The 19037-nt window shown below is 35.4% G+C and carries 18 protein-coding genes; 7 read left to right on the forward strand and 11 right to left on the reverse strand.

Going from position 1 to position 19037, the window contains the following annotated elements; genetic code table 11:
- Positions 1 to 115: 115 nt before the first annotated feature.
- From AC5SR4_RS04210 to rimM, 3 genes are all read left to right on the forward strand, one after another.
- Entirely contained in the window at positions 116 to 1180 is a 1065-nt protein-coding gene (locus AC5SR4_RS04210) for a lactonase family protein (protein ID WP_495358285.1), read from the forward strand.
- A gap of 117 nt (positions 1181 to 1297) precedes the next feature.
- Positions 1298 to 1840: a 30S ribosomal protein S16 gene (locus tag AC5SR4_RS04215; protein ID WP_495358286.1), complete on the forward strand. Its 543-nt coding sequence runs from the start codon at positions 1298 to 1300 to the stop codon at positions 1838 to 1840.
- A 72-nt stretch (positions 1841 to 1912) separates the two neighbouring features.
- Positions 1913 to 2437: a ribosome maturation factor RimM gene (rimM, locus tag AC5SR4_RS04220; RefSeq protein ID WP_495358287.1), complete on the forward strand. Its 525-nt coding sequence runs from the start codon at positions 1913 to 1915 to the stop codon at positions 2435 to 2437.
- A gap of 148 nt (positions 2438 to 2585) precedes the next feature.
- On the opposite strand, the gene AC5SR4_RS04225 is transcribed toward rimM, so the two are convergent.
- Positions 2586 to 3035 (reverse strand): PA2169 family four-helix-bundle protein, encoded by a 450-nt coding sequence (locus tag AC5SR4_RS04225; RefSeq protein WP_495358288.1) that lies wholly within the window; start codon positions 3033 to 3035, stop codon positions 2586 to 2588.
- A 158-nt stretch (positions 3036 to 3193) separates the two neighbouring features.
- On the opposite strand from AC5SR4_RS04225, the gene AC5SR4_RS04230 reads away from it, so the two are divergent.
- The 4 genes from AC5SR4_RS04230 to AC5SR4_RS04245 all read left to right on the forward strand — a co-directional run bounded on the left by AC5SR4_RS04230 (position 3194) and on the right by AC5SR4_RS04245 (position 9776).
- Positions 3194 to 3910 (forward strand): tRNA1(Val) (adenine(37)-N6)-methyltransferase, encoded by a 717-nt coding sequence (locus AC5SR4_RS04230; RefSeq protein WP_495358289.1) that lies wholly within the window; start codon positions 3194 to 3196, stop codon positions 3908 to 3910.
- A gap of 108 nt (positions 3911 to 4018) precedes the next feature.
- The gene (locus AC5SR4_RS04235) at positions 4019 to 5197 is read left to right on the forward strand and encodes an acyl-CoA dehydrogenase family protein (RefSeq protein ID WP_495358290.1); all 1179 of its coding nucleotides are present in this window, start codon (positions 4019 to 4021) and stop codon (positions 5195 to 5197) included.
- 129 nt (positions 5198 to 5326) lie between these two features.
- Positions 5327 to 8803: a PPi-type phosphoenolpyruvate carboxykinase family protein gene (locus AC5SR4_RS04240; protein ID WP_495358291.1), complete on the forward strand. Its 3477-nt coding sequence runs from the start codon at positions 5327 to 5329 to the stop codon at positions 8801 to 8803.
- Between the two features lie 73 nt (positions 8804 to 8876).
- Positions 8877 to 9776, forward strand: a complete 900-nt coding sequence (locus AC5SR4_RS04245; protein ID WP_495358292.1) for a metallophosphoesterase — start codon at positions 8877 to 8879, stop codon at positions 9774 to 9776.
- Here the strand turns inward: AC5SR4_RS04245 and AC5SR4_RS04250 are convergent.
- From AC5SR4_RS04250 to AC5SR4_RS04295, 10 genes are all read right to left on the reverse strand, one after another.
- The gene (locus tag AC5SR4_RS04250) at positions 9773 to 10102 is read right to left on the reverse strand and encodes a 2Fe-2S iron-sulfur cluster-binding family protein (RefSeq protein WP_495358293.1); all 330 of its coding nucleotides are present in this window, start codon (positions 10100 to 10102) and stop codon (positions 9773 to 9775) included. The genes AC5SR4_RS04245 and AC5SR4_RS04250 overlap by 4 nt on opposite strands.
- A 209-nt stretch (positions 10103 to 10311) precedes the next feature.
- On the reverse strand, positions 10312 to 10638 hold the full coding sequence (locus AC5SR4_RS04255) for a hypothetical protein (protein WP_495358294.1): 327 nt from the start codon (positions 10636 to 10638) through the stop codon (positions 10312 to 10314).
- Between the two features lie 5 nt (positions 10639 to 10643).
- On the reverse strand, positions 10644 to 12071 hold the full coding sequence (locus AC5SR4_RS04260; protein ID WP_495358295.1) for an NADH-quinone oxidoreductase subunit N: 1428 nt from the start codon (positions 12069 to 12071) through the stop codon (positions 10644 to 10646).
- Between the two features lie 22 nt (positions 12072 to 12093).
- Positions 12094 to 13584, reverse strand: coding sequence for a complex I subunit 4 family protein (locus tag AC5SR4_RS04265; RefSeq protein WP_495358296.1), 1491 nt, complete (start codon positions 13582 to 13584; stop codon positions 12094 to 12096).
- A gap of 7 nt (positions 13585 to 13591) precedes the next feature.
- Positions 13592 to 15511, reverse strand: coding sequence for an NADH-quinone oxidoreductase subunit L (nuoL, locus tag AC5SR4_RS04270; protein WP_495358297.1), 1920 nt, complete (start codon positions 15509 to 15511; stop codon positions 13592 to 13594).
- 11 nt (positions 15512 to 15522) lie between these two features.
- Entirely contained in the window at positions 15523 to 15840 is a 318-nt protein-coding gene (nuoK, locus tag AC5SR4_RS04275; protein WP_495358298.1) for an NADH-quinone oxidoreductase subunit NuoK, read from the reverse strand.
- The gene (locus tag AC5SR4_RS04280; protein WP_495358299.1) at positions 15837 to 16352 is read right to left on the reverse strand and encodes an NADH-quinone oxidoreductase subunit J family protein; all 516 of its coding nucleotides are present in this window, start codon (positions 16350 to 16352) and stop codon (positions 15837 to 15839) included. The genes nuoK and AC5SR4_RS04280 overlap by 4 nt, the downstream gene beginning before the upstream one ends.
- Before the next feature lie 4 nt (positions 16353 to 16356).
- A complete protein-coding gene (locus AC5SR4_RS04285) occupies positions 16357 to 16782 on the reverse strand; it encodes a 4Fe-4S dicluster domain-containing protein (protein ID WP_495358300.1) in 426 nt (141 codons plus the stop codon).
- A gap of 54 nt (positions 16783 to 16836) precedes the next feature.
- A complete protein-coding gene (gene nuoH, locus AC5SR4_RS04290) occupies positions 16837 to 17901 on the reverse strand; it encodes an NADH-quinone oxidoreductase subunit NuoH (protein ID WP_495358301.1) in 1065 nt (354 codons plus the stop codon).
- Between the two features lie 13 nt (positions 17902 to 17914).
- Positions 17915 to 19036, reverse strand: a complete 1122-nt coding sequence (locus AC5SR4_RS04295) for an NADH-quinone oxidoreductase subunit D (protein WP_495358302.1) — start codon at positions 19034 to 19036, stop codon at positions 17915 to 17917.
- Position 19037: the final 1 nt, after the last annotated feature.

Consider the following 19037-nt stretch of genomic DNA (forward strand, 5'->3'; position numbering starts at 1 on the left):
AAATAACATATACATTGTCAAGCCATTTAACAGGATTTATAACAATTTAAGACTATTTAACAAAAAAGCGCTATTAAGCATTTTATTCCTATTTTTGATAAACAACTTTTTAACCATGCGACTTAAACTTCTCTTTTTACTCATTACGGCAACATTATTTAGTTGCAAAGACACTACAAACACATTATATATAGGTACGTTTACCGATGTGGAAGCCAAGGGTATTTATAAAATGGATTTTAATACTGAAACGGGAGCACTTAGCAACCTTACTCTGGCTGTCGAAGCTCAAAATCCCAACTTTATAGATTTCTCTCCCTCCAAACAATATTTGTATGCGGCTTGTCGTGGCGATGTACACAACATCAGCGCCTACAAAGTAACTGCTAATGGCATGCTGGAACTCATAAATAGTCAGGATAGCGAGGGTGACCGTCCTTGCTATGTTGCCGTGAATGGCGCCGGCGACCAAGCGGTGATCTCCAATTACGGTGGCGGCACGGTTGCTATTTATGACATTAATGAGGATGGCAGTGTTACTGAAGCCACTCAGGTTTTTAACCACAATACGAAACAGGATACGGCACGCGCACATTCTGCTCAATTTTTTGAAAACAAACTGTTTGTTGCCGATTTGGGCAGGAATATGGTTTACCTATATGAACCCAATGCTGATAATCGTTTCAAACTAAAAACAGCTCCTGTTGTAGATATGACCAACAATGCCGGCCCCAGACATTTTACTATAACTAAAGACGGAAAATTTATCTATATAATAAATGAATTTGCCAGCACTGTTACCACTGCTAAAAAAGTTGGGAACCATTATGAATTGGTTAATCACATCTCTACCCTATCCAATAATTATACAGGCGAAAATTCGTGTGCCGATATTCATTTAAGCAAGGATGAACGCTTTTTATATGGCTCCAACCGTGGCGAAAACTCTATAGTTGTTTTTAAAAGAGACACTGCAACTGGGATACTTGAAAAAATTCAGACCATATCGGTTCATGGGGACTGGCCTCGTAACTTTAGTTTAGACCCTACTGGTAAATTTCTTTTGGTTGCTAATAGAAGAAGTAATAATATTAGTGTTTTTAAAGTAAATCCAGATACGGGAACCATTAAGTTTATAAATGATTTTGAAGCGCCAACGCCTGTTTGCTTATTGTTTTGAAAACAAATGAATTACCTGTGTTCAAAAAAACAAATAAAATATTATTAATTAAAAAAATGTAGTATCTTTGCGCCCTTATTAATAACCGAGGTCGAGAACCTCAAATAATTAATTATTATGCCAGTAAAAATTAGATTACAAAGACACGGTAAAAAAGGAAAGCCTTTTTACTGGATCGTAGCAGCCGATGCACGTTCAAAAAGGGATGGTAGATACTTAGAGAAACTAGGCACTTACAATCCAAACACCAATCCAGCTAGTATTGATTTAAATGTTGATAGTGCCGTAACATGGTTACAAAATGGTGCACAACCAACCGATACTGCCAAGGCTATTTTATCTTACAAAGGTGCTCTATTAAAAAACCACTTAGCAGGTGGTGTTAGAAAAGGCGCTCTAACTGAAGAACAAGCTGAAGAAAAATTCAATGCTTGGTTAGAAGAAAAAGTAAGTAAGGTAGATGCAAAAGCACAAGGTTTGGCAAAAGCTGAGGCTGAAGCAAAAGCAAAAGCTTTAGAGGCTGAAAAAGCTGCAAATGAAGCTCGTATTGCTGCAGCTGCTCCTGCTGTTGAAGAAGAGGAAGTTGCCGAAGAAGTTGAAGAAGCGGCTACAAGTGAAGCTCCTGCAGAAGATGTGGAAGCTAAAAACGAAGAAGAATAAAAAACATAATATTTTTTATACTTTTAAACTCCGATAGCAACTATCGGAGTTTTTTTGTGACATAAGATTTAGATGAAAAAAGAAGATTGCTTTTATTTAGGAAAAATTGTAAAAAAGTACAGTTTTAAAGGTGAACTGTTAATTAAGCTGGATACTGACCAGCCTGATATATATGAAAATCTGGATGCTATGTTTATTGACATAAACAACACCTTAATTCCTTATTTTATTGAAAGCTCGCAACTTCATAAATCAAATTTATTGCGTGTGCAGTTTGAGGATGTCAATACTGAAGCCGATGCTGATGCCTTACTAAAAGTCGATGTGTATCTGCCTTTAGAATTCTTACCAAAGTTGGAGGGTAACAAATTTTATTTTCATGAAGTTATTGGATTTAAGATAGAAGATAAAAACTATGGGGAAGTTGGTAATATTATAGCAATAAACGACTCAACCTCCCAGGCATTATTTGAAATTGAAAATAACGGCAAGGAAATATTGATCCCTATGAACGATGAATTCATTATTAACGTTGACAGAAAAAACAAAACCATTTTTGTTGAAACACCTGAAGGGCTTATCGATTTGTACCTATAAAAAATTAGCTTATAAGCATAAGTCCAAAAAAGCATAAGCATGATTTTTAAAAATCATGCTTATGCTTTCTTAACTTTGTGGACACGTTTCTTAAGCCTTATAAAACTGGTGTTTTCAGAGTCTTTCCCCTCTTATTATTTTTAGCCAATTATGCCACAAATTGTGCCTCTCTTTTTATAACATGCATTGAGGCTTGTAAGTCATCTCGGTGTCTAATGAGCGCTTTACATAATGATAAGGGCAAACTAATTTCCCTTAGTAATTCATTATATTTCTCCACGCTCATTTTCTTAATCCTGTAAACTTCATCCAACAGGTCACTTTCATTATTTGTTAAGAGCAAGTTTCTAAAGTTCATCCATATTTGGTAGAAATCACTACTCAAGGAACCCATGGCTCGGGGTTCTGCATCCATCTTTTTTATTTCGGTTCGCAACTCTCTGCCAAACTCATTTCTTTCAAAACCTCTTTCTCTAAAAAAGGTTTTTAAATTTTCATCAACAGCTATATCAAGCGCTTCCGAATACACCTTCTCAACCTCATAATTCATAATCAACAAATCATTTAGTTTCTTTATCTTTTTTTCTGAATACTTCATATATATTGTATTTAGTTTTACTACTTTCAATTACGTTTTAAAAACGCATATAGTTCTCGCATCTCTAAGTTTAACGATGTGAGCACTGATATTATTGAAAATAAGCCTATTATTTAACAGAGTTTAATATAATTTAGCGGATTTTAACACAAAAATGCATGTCCAACAAACCATTTAAATTCAAGGAGTTTACTGTAAACCAAGATGCTTGTGCTATGAAAATTGGTACCGATGGTGTGCTTTTAGGTGCCTGGGTATCTTTAAAACACCACCCCTTTTCCATATTGGATATTGGTGCCGGCACCGGTATTTTATCTTTGATGCTTGCACAACGTAGCCAGGCAGACCTTATTGATGCTATTGAAATTGATCCCGATGCTTATGAGCAATGTGTTGACAATTTTGAGCAATCGCCTTGGGGTGATCGTCTGTTTTGTTACCACGCTTCACTGGAGGAGTTTGCAGATGAAATAGAAGAGCAATACGACCTTATTATTTGTAATCCCCCTTTTTTTATCGAAGATTATAAAACTGAAAACCTTAAGCGTGACTTGGCACGATTTAGTGATGCCATGCCTTTTGACCATTTAATTAAAAATGCCTCCTCGCTGCTTTCTGATAGCGGGTTATTCGCAGTCATTATTCCTTATAAAGAAACTAAGGCCTTTATTAAATTAGCAGCGCAATTTAAGCTATTCCCTAACAGAATTCTGGATGTTAAAGGCCAACCCCAATCAAAATTCAAAAGAAGCCTTATAGAGTTTTCCTTTCATAAAAGTGATGTACAAAACGAAACACTCGTTATAGAATCCACCCGCCATAAATACACAGAAGCCTATATAAATCTTACCAAAGATTTCTATCTAAAAATGTGATAAAATAATAAGATTTAATTAAATTTGAGGTCATAAAATGACGATTTCTTAAAAAAACACCACTATTCCTAATTATTTTATCCTGAAAGCGTCTTAAACTTAAAATGAATGAAGCCAGATTTATTTGTTGCTCCAGATTATTACAATTTAGATGAGCTCTTAACAGAAGAACATAAGTTAGTACGTGACGCAGCTAGAGCATGGGTAAAACGTGAAGTCTCTCCTATTATTGAAGATTATGCACAAAAAGCTGAATTCCCTACCCAAATAATAAACGGCTTAGCGGAAATAGGGGCTTTTGGGCCTTATATCCCTGTTGAATATGGCGGTGCTGGATTAGACCAAATTTCTTACGGCTTGATTATGCAAGAAATAGAGCGTGGTGATTCTGGTATTCGCAGTACAGCTTCTGTACAGTCGTCTTTAGTGATGTATCCTATATGGAAATATGGCAATGAAACACAACGCCAAAAATACCTCTCAAAGCTAGCAAGTGGTGAATGGATAGGATGTTTTGGCCTAACCGAACCTGATCATGGCAGTAATCCTGGAGGTATGGTAACCAATTTTAAAGACATGGGTGACCATTACCTTTTAAACGGTGCAAAAATGTGGATTAGTAATGCTCCTTTTGCACAAGTAGCAGTGGTTTGGGCCAAGAATGAAGAAGGTAGGATTCATGGGTTACTTGTAGAACGTGGCATGGAAGGTTTTTCTACACCCGAAACACATAACAAATGGTCGTTAAGAGCTAGCGCCACAGGCGAGCTTATTTTTGACAATGTAAAGGTGCCTAAAGAAAATCTGCTTCCCAACAAATCTGGACTTGGAGCACCCCTTGGCTGCTTAGATTCGGCTAGATATGGTATTGCTTGGGGAGTTATTGGGGCAGCCATGGATTGTTACGATACGGCATTACGCTACAGTAAAGAACGCATGCAATTTGGAAAACCTATAGGGCAATTTCAATTACAACAAAAAAAATTGGCCGAAATGATTACAGAAATAACCAAAGCTCAGCTACTTACTTGGCGCCTTGGGGTATTGCGTAATGAGGGCAAGGCAACATCTGCCCAAATATCCATGGCAAAAAGAAACAATGTGGACATGGCTATTAATATTGCTCGGGAAGCCAGACAAATGTTGGGTGGTATGGGTATTACCGGTGAGTATTCTATTATGAGACATGCCATGAACCTAGAAAGCGTGATAACCTATGAAGGCACTCATGACATACACTTACTCATTACAGGTCTAGACATTACTGGCTTAAATGCTTTTAAGTAATCTGTTCCATAATTCATAACCTTAAGCCCATACGTAAAGTATGACAAATATCATTTTAGTAAAAGACTAAACTTAGTAAGTTTGATTTTATTCCTATCAAGCTATTTGCAATCAATTAACTAAGTTTAAATGAAAACAGTCGAAACCAATAACCAAGCGAATTTACAGAACAGAAAAGATACCGTTCAATACATAAACCTGCAGTTAGCGGCTTTGGGGCAACCTCTTTTTCAAGACGAAGATGATGCCCTCGAGAAATTCTACAACCCTAAACTGCAACAATTAACAAATGCTTTTACCAAAAGTTTTAAAGAAAGATCACGGCTTTTATCGAAACATCTACCTCCAGCAGATCAAAGAATCCAAGACTTTATAAACGATTATTTAAACGAGATTTCTTTTGCTAAAGAGATTTTATTGCCCAATAACACTTTAATATTAAATCAAAAAGGTCATGCACGAGAAATTAGTTTACCTCCAAACGGCAATTCATTTTCAAGTAAAAACATTACTTCTTATAGAATAAAGCAAGGCGTACTAAACAATCCTTTACATGATAAAAGAACAACAAAAGGCACGTTCCATATTGTAGAAGGCGATTTGCCTGTACCTTTAGATAAAAAGGAAGTTTCTAAGCTAACTTTCGCTTATTTTTTAAAAGCAGCCCTTAGCCCCCCTGATGATTTGAACATTTTACCCTTAACTGCAAACCAAAAAGATAAGGCCAAACTAATGGTTTCTCTACTATTACGCCCTATGGTATGTCCTGAAGTAAAAGGTGTTATTTCTAAAAAAAGTATGGAAGTAAGATTCTTTGCTCCAGGCAGTCTAGTTAGCAACCTAGATTTTGTTGAATCGATATTTGGTAATGCTGGAGATCCTAATTTAGCACATAACGATGCTGCTCTAGACGCCGAGCATTGGACTGGACATACGGGGTGTATTATTTTAGCACCACAACTTAAAACCCTAAAGAAAAAAGACGTTGGGTTACCCCACTGGAACAATGCTACCGAACTCCAGAAAAGAGAAGGCATGTGCTGGAAAGATGAAAGTGAACTTTATAACAACGGCAGTGCGTTTAAGGTTACATGCAGAGATGATCGTGGTATAGTAGTCACCATTATTGCAGACAACTATTTTGGCTACTCTAAAAAAGAGATCAAAACGCAAATCAGTTATTCTGCCAATTTATATGGCTTAGTTGAAGAAGAACACTCAGGCGGCGCTATCGCCTTTCCTAGAGGTGTTATGGGCGATATTGTTGATGGTGCAGCTTTTTCAAAAAAAACAGGCAATAAATTCACTTTTGAAGATACCAAACAACTCTTAGCAAATCGCATAGATGTAAAGCCTGAAAATTATGCAATAGATAAAAAATACCCCAACTTAGTCTATATTCCAGAAAATGCTTTTATCAACACAAATACTAATAGTATAACTTGGTCTTATAATAATGCTGAACAAAAGTTAGTCTTGTCGCCTTACAAGACATATATACATCCTACGGGTAACAAGTTCAAACTGGAAAAACACAAAGCCATTTCATTATGGCGAATAGTAAATACAGCTCCTGAAGGCATTTTTTGCCATAAACCATGTACGGTTTCTGGAGGAGGCAAGTCTGAGATTTCAAAATCTATGCTAAACGCCATTACATATAGTACATTTAACATTATTGATATTGAAGAAGACTTTAAAAAAGCTGATGAAATTATTGAATATGACTACTCGAAGCGTTGGAAAAACTACGACCCCACACTTCCTCCTTCGGAGCCTTTTTTAAGTCCTAAAAGAACTTTAGGTTCTGCGGTAAGGCTGTTAACGCCTCTACCCGTATTTAAGGATGAATATAATACGTTCGTATCTAATATTCCGCCCCACATTAGATCGCTGGTTTTGTTTGTTAAAAGACTATATCGCCAAGATTACCATAATTTAAACTGGAAAGACTGTATGTCTGTTGACATTATAAACGGTCAAAATGGTACTGGCTTAAAGTACTACAACACTCCTGTTGTAGGCAGCTATGTGCGTATTGGGTTTAACCAAAATGGGCAATGGTTGTTAAATAAGTTAAGATCTGATTTTTCTGCTAGCCATAAAATACAATTAGAAGATGACATTTCTGCTTCTATCACCTTACCTAGAGAACAGTTTAAAAATCTAAACCCAGAATTCTCAAACAAAAGTTTAAAAGTTGTTGCAAACTGTGAAAGTTATTTGTTCCAAAGACCAGATGAAGCAATCGTTAGAGGGTATGATGAAGGAGCCGAACGAGATATTGTTTCAGATAACACCTTTTTAACCAACTATGAACTTTTAACTAAAAGTGATGCTGTTAAAATTTATGAAGACACCATAAACTTTGACAAGTATACTCAACCAGTAAAAGATCTTATTTTAAGTGTTGTTAATAGTGAAAAAGATGAAGAATATTTTGTATTACCGTCACACACCCGAATTGTAGATGGCCAACCCACTAAAAATCCGAGATATTTAGAATACAACAGGTTTATTAATGAAACTGAAGAAAGCTATCTAGGTGAAATTGGTGTACGCTTACATAGAAAAATAAAATCAGAAGACCCAGTAATAAATGTAGTTAATGCCGTTTTACCTGGAAGAAGGAACAATCCTGTGGACAAAAAATCAGGCATACGCCCATTGGCGGTTTACAACCCTATTCACTATCAAGAAACACCTGAACTATTCATGGATTTTATTTGTAGTCTTACCGGAAAGTCACCTTCTACCACCGGAGCTGGCTCTGAAGGCGCTTTAACAAAAGGCCCTTTTAATATGCTTACTCCTACAACCGATTTAAACAATGCACTGCTATCACATATCCTTACAGAATCTAATGCCTTTAGCACTGCTGCAGGTTACGTAGGTGCAGAAAATAAGGTTGACCATGACATTAGTTTATTAATTCCTGAAATTTGGGCTCGACTAGAACCTCAAGATCGTGACCCTAATTTCTTGATTAGCGATGGTGCTTTAGAAAAAATAGATGATTTTGAATACAATGGACAAAAAGTATTGGCCAGTCGTTTAGGATACCGGATAACCAAACAATTCTCTTTAAGATGTTTAAACCGCTTATTTGATGAACCTAATATTGTTTTTAATGAGAAAATGCTAAAACCCGAATTACAAGGCATGGAAGATTTTGTCGATGGTATTAACAATATTGTTGAAGCACAACAAAAAGTTGCTTTACGTTACTTTGAAGACGGCAGTATTAAAGCAGCCATTCCTCCTTTAAAAATATTATTACACATTATGGCTTACGGCACATATGAAGGCAAAGAAATAAGCAACCCTGAATTAAGACAATATTTTAAAAGAGCATATATTATTAATAGCGATTGGTATTTAGACCGCTTAAAGTTAAAGCAAGAAAAAGACTTGGCCTTTTACCAAAAGCAACAAAACTATTTAGAAAATTTTGCCTCTAAAGAAATCAATGCCGATCTAGTAGTTGAATTAAATATTTTAGAAAAATTACAAAATGTAAAAAACAAACTTAAAGAGGTTGGCTCTAAAACCTATTTAGACAGTTTAGTGGGAACCATAGGAGCCGATCCACTTTATAGGAAATAAACAAAAATAGTTTAGACTATTTTTTAAAAAAGTGTTTCAAAATTGAAACACTTTTTTATTTACATTTACTGTAATGTTTTCAAGTAAAAAAAGATTAGACAAAGCATATAATAATGCTAAAATTATCAATTTTGATGATACTAGTAAGCTTATTCTATTTAGTGATTGCCATAGAGGAGATAATAGTTTTGCTGATGACTTTGCCAATAATAGAAATATTTATTTTCATGCCTTAAAGCACTATTTCGATGAAGGTTTCCACTATTTTGAAATAGGTGATGGGGATGAGCTCTGGGAAAATTTATCGTTTAAATCTATTTTTGAAGCTCATAAAAATGTGTTTTTGTTATTAAAACGTTTTCATGACGAAAGGCGCTTGCACATGATTTGGGGAAATCACGATATGGTTTATAGAAACCCTAAGTATGTAAAAAAACACTTGGCAACATATTACAATAAAGAACTAGACACTGAAGTAAATTTACTAAATGGCATTACCTATTACGAAGGTATTCTTTTAAAGCATACTAATACCCAGCAGGTGGTATTTTTAACCCATGGTCATCAAGCTGATTGGTGGAATTATAGGTTTTGGAAGTTCAGCCGGTTTCTAGTAAGGGTTCTATGGAAACCTTTAAACATTATGGGTATTTCAGATCCAACATCGCCTGCAAAAAACTACAAAGAACTCATAAAGGTTGAGCGGCGTACCAAAAAATGGATTATGGAAAACAACAACTTAGTTACCATTACTGGTCATACTCATAGACCGCGTTTTCCCGAGCCTGGTGATATTGCCTTTTTCAATGATGGCAGTTGCGTACACCCCCGCAGTATTACAGGTATTGAAATTGAAAACGGTGAGATTTCATTGATAAAATGGCAAATAGAAACTACCAATGATGGTTTCTTAAAAATTGTTAGAATTCTTTTAGAAGGCCCAAGAAAACTAACAGCCTATAAGACTACTTAATCCTCAGGTGCTAATTCAACCTCCAAGCCTGCTACATCAGGTGTCATTTGTATTTGACAACCCAACCTACTATTTGGTTTTACATTAAATGCTTCAGACAGCATAGCCTCTTCATCATCACTCATTTCTGGTAATTCGGTATCACTTAACACATAGCATTGGCAAGAAGCACACATGGCCATCCCTCCACAAACACCTATGGTGCCTTCTGGGGCTAATTCATAAGAACGCACAACTTCCATTAGGTTCATAGCCATATCAGTTGGAGCTACTACTTGATGCTCATCCCCATTCCTATCCTTTATTTTAATTGTAATGTCTTGCATTAATAGGCTTTTTCTTATTGTAATTACTATATTATTCCTTTATTTGTTCAAATTCTTAAGAAAGAGCAGCAAAATTAAAATTAAATTTAGAATAAAAAAATTAAATCCTACTAAATTAATAGGATTAAAGAACATACAACATGATCAAAAAAATAAGGGCATGATGCCCTTTTCTATAATTTTACTAAAAAAAACGTGATGATTGCTTTCTAACTTCCTTTATCCCAATATTGGGGTTTAGTATCTTCAGACCGCTGTTCCCAATAATCTTGGTTTACTTTTTTGCCATCAAAAGTTTTAAGTTTTCTTTGGTACACCCAAATGGTAGGATTGAATACCATATCCGTTACGGCTACGGTATACAATTGTGGATCATCTTCAGCTTTCTTTTTATCTTCTTGAACAATAACTTCAAATCCGTTATGCTCCAATAGTTTTTTAAGAAACTCTTTTCTGTTTTCAGAAACACCTTTTTCAACAAACGTTACGCGTGTTTCTTCAATACTTCCAAACATATGACTTCCTGATAATGGCATACCTACTAATTTAAATTCTTACTTAACTCAAAAATATAATCATACAACGGACTATATAAACCTAAAACCAAAATACCTATTACTGTTACCAAAAGCCCTAACCGCATATATAATTTGTTTTTGAAATACGGAATGGCCTGATTACTAGTTCTTAAAAACATGGCCCGAACTACCAATAAATAATAGTACAATGAAATAGTTACATTAACAACTGCTAAAAAAACCAACAAGTAATATCCTTTACTGGCTGCTGCTGTAAAAAGGAAAAACTTACCAAAAAACCCTGCAACCGGCGGAATGCCTGCCAATGAAAACAGACCCAACATCATAACCAAACTTAAATTAGGATTGGTACGATACAAGCCCTCATAATCATTCATATTCTCCTTTCCCGTTTTCAATGAAATAGCCTGAACCACACCAAAGGCAGCTAAATTTGAAAATATATAAATCATTACAAAGTAAATAATGGTAGCCGTTCCTAATTGGTTTCCAGTCATTAAACCTAATAATATAAATCCAGCTTGCGCAATAGATGAAAATGCTAAAAAGCGTTTCATGTTTTGTTGGCGCAACGCAAATAAATTACCTGTAAACATCGTAGCCAAAGCAATTATATAAATGATGTTTTCCCAGACAGGCATTAACACTTTAAAGACCGTAAACAATAAAATCATGAGTATAAAAACCGCAGCTCCTTTAGATATGACCGATAAGTAGGATGCCACACTAATAGGGGAACCTTCATACACATCGGCAGTCCAAAAATGGAATGGCACTAAGGATATTTTAAAGGCTAACCCAGTAAAGAATAATACAGACCCCAATAAGGTTAAGTTTGTTGATGATATTGTTGATATGATGTCATCAAAATAAATAGAACCTGATGAAGCATAAAGCATAGAAATTCCAAATAATGCTACGCCTGATGCCAACGCTGCTGACAAAATCAATTTAATTCCTGCCTCGCTGGATATTCTTTTGGTCACTTCAAAAGCAGCCAAGGCAGCAACTGGTAATGTTGATAATTCCAACCCTAAGTAAAACATCAAGAAATCACCAGACGACATCATAAAATACATTCCAAACAGCGATGAAAATAATAGTATAAAAAACTCTGTCCCCCTAAGTTGAGCTACTATTTTTTCTTGTATCCAATCCGCTGATTGGAGTAACAATATAAAAACACCCACATTGAGTACGCTTTTAAAGAAATGGATCAATGTGTTGGTCTTGAACATGCCTCCAAACAAACTACCTGTTTCAATTGGAAAAAATCCAACAAGCGTATGGATTCCAAATAAAAAAATAGCCAAATGAACAATACTGTGTTTTTTGGTTTTTGAGATTGAAATTTCAGCCGTTACCAACAATAGTATTATTGTTAAAAGGATAATCTCTTGCCGCATCAATAAAAAGCTACTAAAGTTCATGTTGGTTTTTATTTAAATATTATTATAGTACTCCATGAATGAAGGGTTCTAAACTTTTCATAATCATATCACTTAACCATAAAGGCGCTACTCCTATACCAATTACTGGGATCATTAATAATAAAATCCCTGTTTTTTCATACCAAGTTGCCTTTGGCAAATCACTAACCGAATTGGTTTCTAAAGGTCCCATCATTATTTTTCCAACCAATCTTAAAATGTATACAGATGTTACTACAATTGATGATACCACCAAGATTGTTAGAACTCTATTAAATGTATCTGAGTTTTGCTGAAAAGCACCTACAAAAATATTCATCTCAGCCACAAACCCACTAAAACCTGGCAATCCTAAATAGGCCAATCCTGTAATAACATAAATAGCACCAATAAATGGTAGTACTTTCATCATACCCCCTAGCTTACTAATATCTCGTGTATGGGTCCGTCCATAAACCATTCCTATTAGAGCAAAAAACAATGCCGTTAACAATCCATGCGATAATGACTGAATGATAGCGCCATTCCACGCTATTTTATTAAGTGTTAACAACGCAAACAATACCAAACCTAAATGGCTTACTGATGCATATGCGTTGATGTACTTTAAATCGGTTTGCTTAATAGCTGAAAAAGCGCCATATACCACACCAATAGCCGCTAAAATGATAAAGAACCAAGACCAATGCAGTGCGCCTTCTGGCAATAAAAACATAGCAACCCTAAAAACTCCATATCCACCCAACTTCATTAAAACCCCAGCATGTAACATGGACACAGCTGTTGGCGCAGATGCATGACCATCTGGCGACCAAGTATGAAATGGAAACAACGCACTTATAACAGCAAAACCAATAAATACTAATGGGAAAAATAATTTTTGTGCCGCCAATGGTATATGCACTTGAGCTATATCCAATATATTGAAGGTCAACGGACCACCATCTACGTTGGAATTAAAATAAATCCCTAAAATCCCAACCAACAAAATAGCCGATGCACCCATTAACATAAGAGTCAATTTCATGGCTGAATATTCTTTTGGACCTGAACCCCAAATACCTATCAACAAATACATAGGAATTACGGCTATTTCAAAAAACACAAATAAGGTAAATAAATCAATTGAAATAAAAACACCGTACACACCTAATGATAATACAATTAAAGAAATGAAAAATTCCTTGGGCAATTCTTTCATTTTCCATGAAATAAAAACTCCCGCTAGCACAACAATAGCGGTTAACAATATTAATGCAACAGAAATACCATCAACACCAATATTATAATGGATATTAAAATTTTTAAACCACACAAGGTCTTTGGTGAAGACCATAACATCAGTATTTACGGCACGTTCTCTCAAATAGGCGAACAATAAATTGATGGCCATCCCCAGTTGAATAAGACTTCCAATCATAGAAACAATTCGAGCTCGCTCTAAGGATTTAGAGAATACTAAAGCTAAAACGGTTAGTATAGGTACTACTATAAAAAGTGTTAGAATATCCATATTAATTTTAATTGGTCCATAAATAAATAAACACTAAGGCCAAGATGACAGCTCCCATAACAAAGGAAAAAGCATAATCTTGGAATTTACCAGATTGTAATACTTTTATCTTATTTGATGTTTTCACGGTTGAGTTACCAATTAAATTCATGGTTCCGTCTACCACATTCCTATCAAACCAAGCAAAAGGCTTTGAAATACCATTGAACAATATTTTCTTTGTTACAAACAGGTATATTTCATCAAAATAAAACTTGTCACTTGTCCACTTATAAAATGGGCCCAATGCTTTAGCATATATATCAGACAAACTATTTTCTCTTTTATAAAACATCCATGCAAGCGCTATGCCTATTAAACCAACACCTGTAGCAATAGCAGCTAACGGATAGTTTAAATGGCCTTCAAAACTCATTCTATCGGCTGTTACAAATTTGCCAAACGGAATAAACCCGCCCAAAATACTCAACAAGGCCAAAACCAATAAAGGAAAGGTCATGGACAATGGCGATTCATGAGGCGTATGATTATACGTTTTTTCTTTTCCCCAGAAGATTCCAAAGTAAATCCTAAACATATAAAACGCCGTAAGGCCTGCTACAAAAACACCAACAAAATAAATCAACTTATTATGCTCAAAAGCTGCAACTAAAATTTCATCCTTAGACCAAAATCCTGCAAATGGTGGCACACCAGATATGGCTAATGCCGCTATTAAAAATGTTATATTAGTAATAGGCATGTACTTACGTAACCCGCCCATATCCTTTAAATAATTACTATGTACCGCATGTATAACTGAACCCGCACCCAAGAACAACAAGGCTTTAAACATAGCATGTGTAAACAAGTGAAACATAGATGCCATATACCCAACGCCTTCATGACCATCATAACCAGACACACCTAAAGCCAACATCATATAACCTAATTGAGACATGGTTGAAAATGCCAATACGCGTTTGATATCGGTTTGTGTAATAGCAATAATAGCTGCAAAAAGTGAAGAGAAAGCACCCACATAGGCCACAATGTTCAATGCAAATCCGTATTCAACAAAATAAAACATTGGGAATAAGCGGGCCACTAAATAAACCCCTGCTACAACCATGGTAGCTGCGTGAATTAATGCTGAAACAGGTGTTGGACCCTCCATAGCATCAGGCAGCCAAATATGTAATGGAAACATGGCCGATTTACCAGCGCCTCCTATAAATATCAATATCAAAGCCCAAGTGATAACCGACAGTCCCATAAATGAGGTTGATGCCCAATTTAATATCGCACTCCCCTCTGGATTATTTAAAGTCTCAAAATCATAAGTGCCAGTAAAATACCCCATAATCAAGATTCCAACAAGAAACCCTAAATCAGCAAATCTTGTAACTATAAATGCTTTTTTGGCCGCTGAAACAGCCGATGGTTTAGTATAATAATAACCTATTAATAAAAAGGAAGACACTCCTACCAATTCCCAAAAAATATAGATTTGAAAGAGGTTTGTTGCTAATACCAGTCCGTACATAGAGAAAGTAAACAAAGACAGGTACGCAAAAAAACGAGTATATCCATCATCGCCTCTCATATAACCTCTACTGTAAATATGAACCATTAAGGATACAATAGATACCACTACAAGCATCATGACAGAAATAGGATCAATCAACACCCCTATATCAATATGTAAGGTTTCCGTAAAGTTCATCCAAACACTTTTATTAACATAGGTTTGATAAACACCATCCGCTTTCCCACTAACAAAAAAATATTGAAACGCTGTGTAAAAAGATAATGCTGCAGAAACAGATAGCCCAAGAACTCCTATGTATCCAGAAATGGCAGGCTTTATTCTTTTGTTATTAATACCTAACAATAAAAATACTGCTAGTGGAATTAAAGGAATTAATATTGTATAACTAATATTCATAATTCAACCTATTAATATTTCATGACTTCAGTGTCTTTAACCTCAACAGAACTTATCTGCCTGTAAAGATTAATAATAATGGAAACTGCCAAGGCGGTTTCTGCTGCAGCAACTGCTATAATAAAAATTGCAAAAATGACACCCTGTAACATATCGGGGTATAAATATTTGTTGATGACCACAAAATTTACAACCGATGCATTCAATATCAATTCAATAGAAATCAATACAGAAATAAGGTTCTTTCTTGTAATAAAACCATAAATTCCAACGAAAAACAAAATGGATGTTACTGTTAAAATCTCATATATACTAATACCTACAATCATAATTCATTATCATTTAGTTTTTTTCCTTTTGCGATAATTATGGCTCCAACCATAGCGGCCAATAGTAGCACACTAACTACTTCAAATGGCAATATAAATCCACCAGCATCATAACTTAACAGTTTTATACCAATATCGGCCGTAGTGGTTGTGACCTGATTGTCAACTACATTAAAATGATTGTTATTAATGGTATATAAAAACACCCCAAGACCAAACAAGCACAACAAAGCGGCGAGTATCTTTCTTAATGGTTTAGCTACATCAAGTTTCATTTCAATATGATGTACCAATAGCACAGAAAAAATAATCAATACAATAATCCCCCCAGCATAAACAGTTAGCTGGATGGCTGCTAAAAAGTTATAATCAATTAAAAAATAAATACCTGCAATACCGCAAAGCACAAACAAAAGATAAATAACCGATCTAAGCATTTTACGGCTACTAACCGATGCTACTGCAAACACAATAATTATAAAAGCTATAATATAAAATATAATCTTTTCCATATGCTTAATCTTCTACACCGGCTCTAAGCCTAGAATCCGGTTTGTTTAAAACTCTTGTAAGGGTTGTTCTATCGTATACAGAATTTTCAAAGTTTTGTCCCCATTTAATGGCATCTGTAGGGCAGGCATCAATACATAAGCCACACATAGTACACATCCCCAAATGGTATACAAATTTGTCTATCTTTTTTTTCTTTTTCCCTGTAACTTCATCAATTCCTCTATCCCAAATAATCTCTATAGTACCATTAGGGCAAGCTATTTCACATTTTTGACAGCCTGTACAGGCATGTTCGTTATTTTCGTCATGAGGCATGGTTACTTCACCCCTAAACCTATCAAACATTTTTAAAGTTGCTCTGTTATCTGGATATTGTTGTGTAATGGCCCCTTTTCTGGCATTTAAAAAGTACTTGCCTGTTACGCTCATTCCCGTAAGCAAAGTTTTTATTCCGTGATATATATTTGAAAGATAACCCATAACTTAAAACTGAATTGTTAATTTTTGCCAAACCAAAAATGCCATAATCATAATATTTATAAGGTTAATTGGCAGCAAATACTTCCATTCCAAGGTCAACAATTGGTCAATACGCAATCGTGGGAATGTCCATCTAAACCACATCATTAAAAACACTAAAATCAATGCTTTCAATAAAAACCAAAACACACCTAGCCAAGGAAGCGATTCCGTGATTCCAAAAGGTGACAACCACGCTCCAAAAAAGACGGTTGTTGCAATACATGCTATAATAAACATGTTGATGAATTCTGCTAAGAAGAAATAAGCAAATTTCATCCCTGAATACTCAGTATGAAAACCAGCTCCCAATTCTGATTCGGCCTCAACCATATCAAATGGTGCTCTGTTGGTTTCTGCTGTTCCTGCAATCATGTAAATCATAAAAGCTATAATAGCAGGCACATGTCCTTGAAGAATAAGCCAACCATGCTTTTGTATTTCCACAATTTCTGAAAGTTGTAAAGAGCCCGTTATTAAAACCATGGTCAATAAAGACAAGCCAATTGATAATTCATAACTAATGGTTTGAACGCCGCTACGCATGGCTCCAATTAACGCGAATTTATTATTACTACTCCAACCTGCTAATAAAATACCAATGACCCCAATGGACGATATGGCTATCAAAAAAAAGACGCCTATATTAATATCAAAAGCCTGAAACCCTTGTGTAAATGGAAAAACACCCAATGCCATTAATGATGTAACAATTACAAAATAAGGCGCTAAATTGTATAAAAACTTATCGGCCTTAACTGTTCCTGTTAATTCTTTGGACACTAATTTTAAAGCATCGGCCATCGTTTGCAACAACCCTTGAAAGCCAACTCTATTAGGACCAAGACGTAATTGAAACCATGCTGCAACTCTACGTTCTAGCAATACTAAATACAATCCGGCCACTGCAAAAATCATTAAGTAAACAACTGCAACAATAACCATTGCAGAAACACTTGCAATTCCTTCTGGCATCATACCCATTAACCAATCTTCAATTGTGTCTGTTATATTTAAAACTATATTCATAGTGTGCATGTTATTATCTATCAATATCTGGTATAACTAAGTCTAGTGTTGCCATTATAGCTACTAAATCGGCTATTTTACTTCCTACTGCTATATGATTTAATACCGACAAGTTTGAAAATCCTGGTGACCTGAATTTAAGTCGGTACGGGTTTTTGGTTCCTGTACTAATGATATAAACCCCCAATTCACCCCTGGCCGTTTCAACTTTTTGGTAATATTCTCCTTTAGGTAATTTAATAACGGCATTGGTTTGTACTCTAAAATCACCTTCGGGAATATTATCAATCAATTGCTCAATGATTGATAATGACTCCCACATTTCCTGAATTCTAACTTGGTAGCGCGCATAGGTGTCTCCTTCGGTTCTCAAGGCTTCTTTAAACGTTACTTGATCTAATGCACTATATGGATGATGTTTTCTCACATCACAGGAATAACCAGAAGCCCTACCAACCGGACCAGAAACCCCATAAGAAATGGCGTCTTCTTTTGAGAGCACACCAACACCCATAGTTCGTTTTTGGAAAATAACATTATTGCTCAATAACCGATCGTATTCTGGGATTTTAGTTTTAAAATGTACTATAAAATCTTTTACTCGTTTTACAAAATTGGGATGAATATCATACATCAATCCTCCAGGTATATTATAATTCATGGTTAAACGTGCACCACAGGTTTCCTCAAAAATATCATTGATCATCTCTCGATCCCTAAATCCATAAAAATAGGTTGTCAATGCACCCACATCCATACCCATAACACCCCACCATAAACAGTGAGAAGCGATTCTGGTAAGTTCCCCAACAATGGTTCTTATAACTTTAGTACGGTTTGTAACCTCCACCTGTAAAGCATTTTCAACCGCTAAACAAACTGCTTCATTATTAATATTGGCCGATAGATAATCCATTCTATCAGTAAGGTGAACGATTTGTTGGTAGCTATCACGCTCACACATCTTTTCAATGGAACGGTGTATATAACCCAAATCTGGATCTACCTTTTTAATGATTTCACCATCAATGGTTAATAGCAAGCGCAATACACCATGTGTTGCGGGATGCTGAGGCCCCATATTGATAAAGTATTCCTCTGATTTGAAATTATTATTTATAACGGCAGTTTCCATA

Source organism: Aestuariibaculum scopimerae (assembly GCF_059428085.1).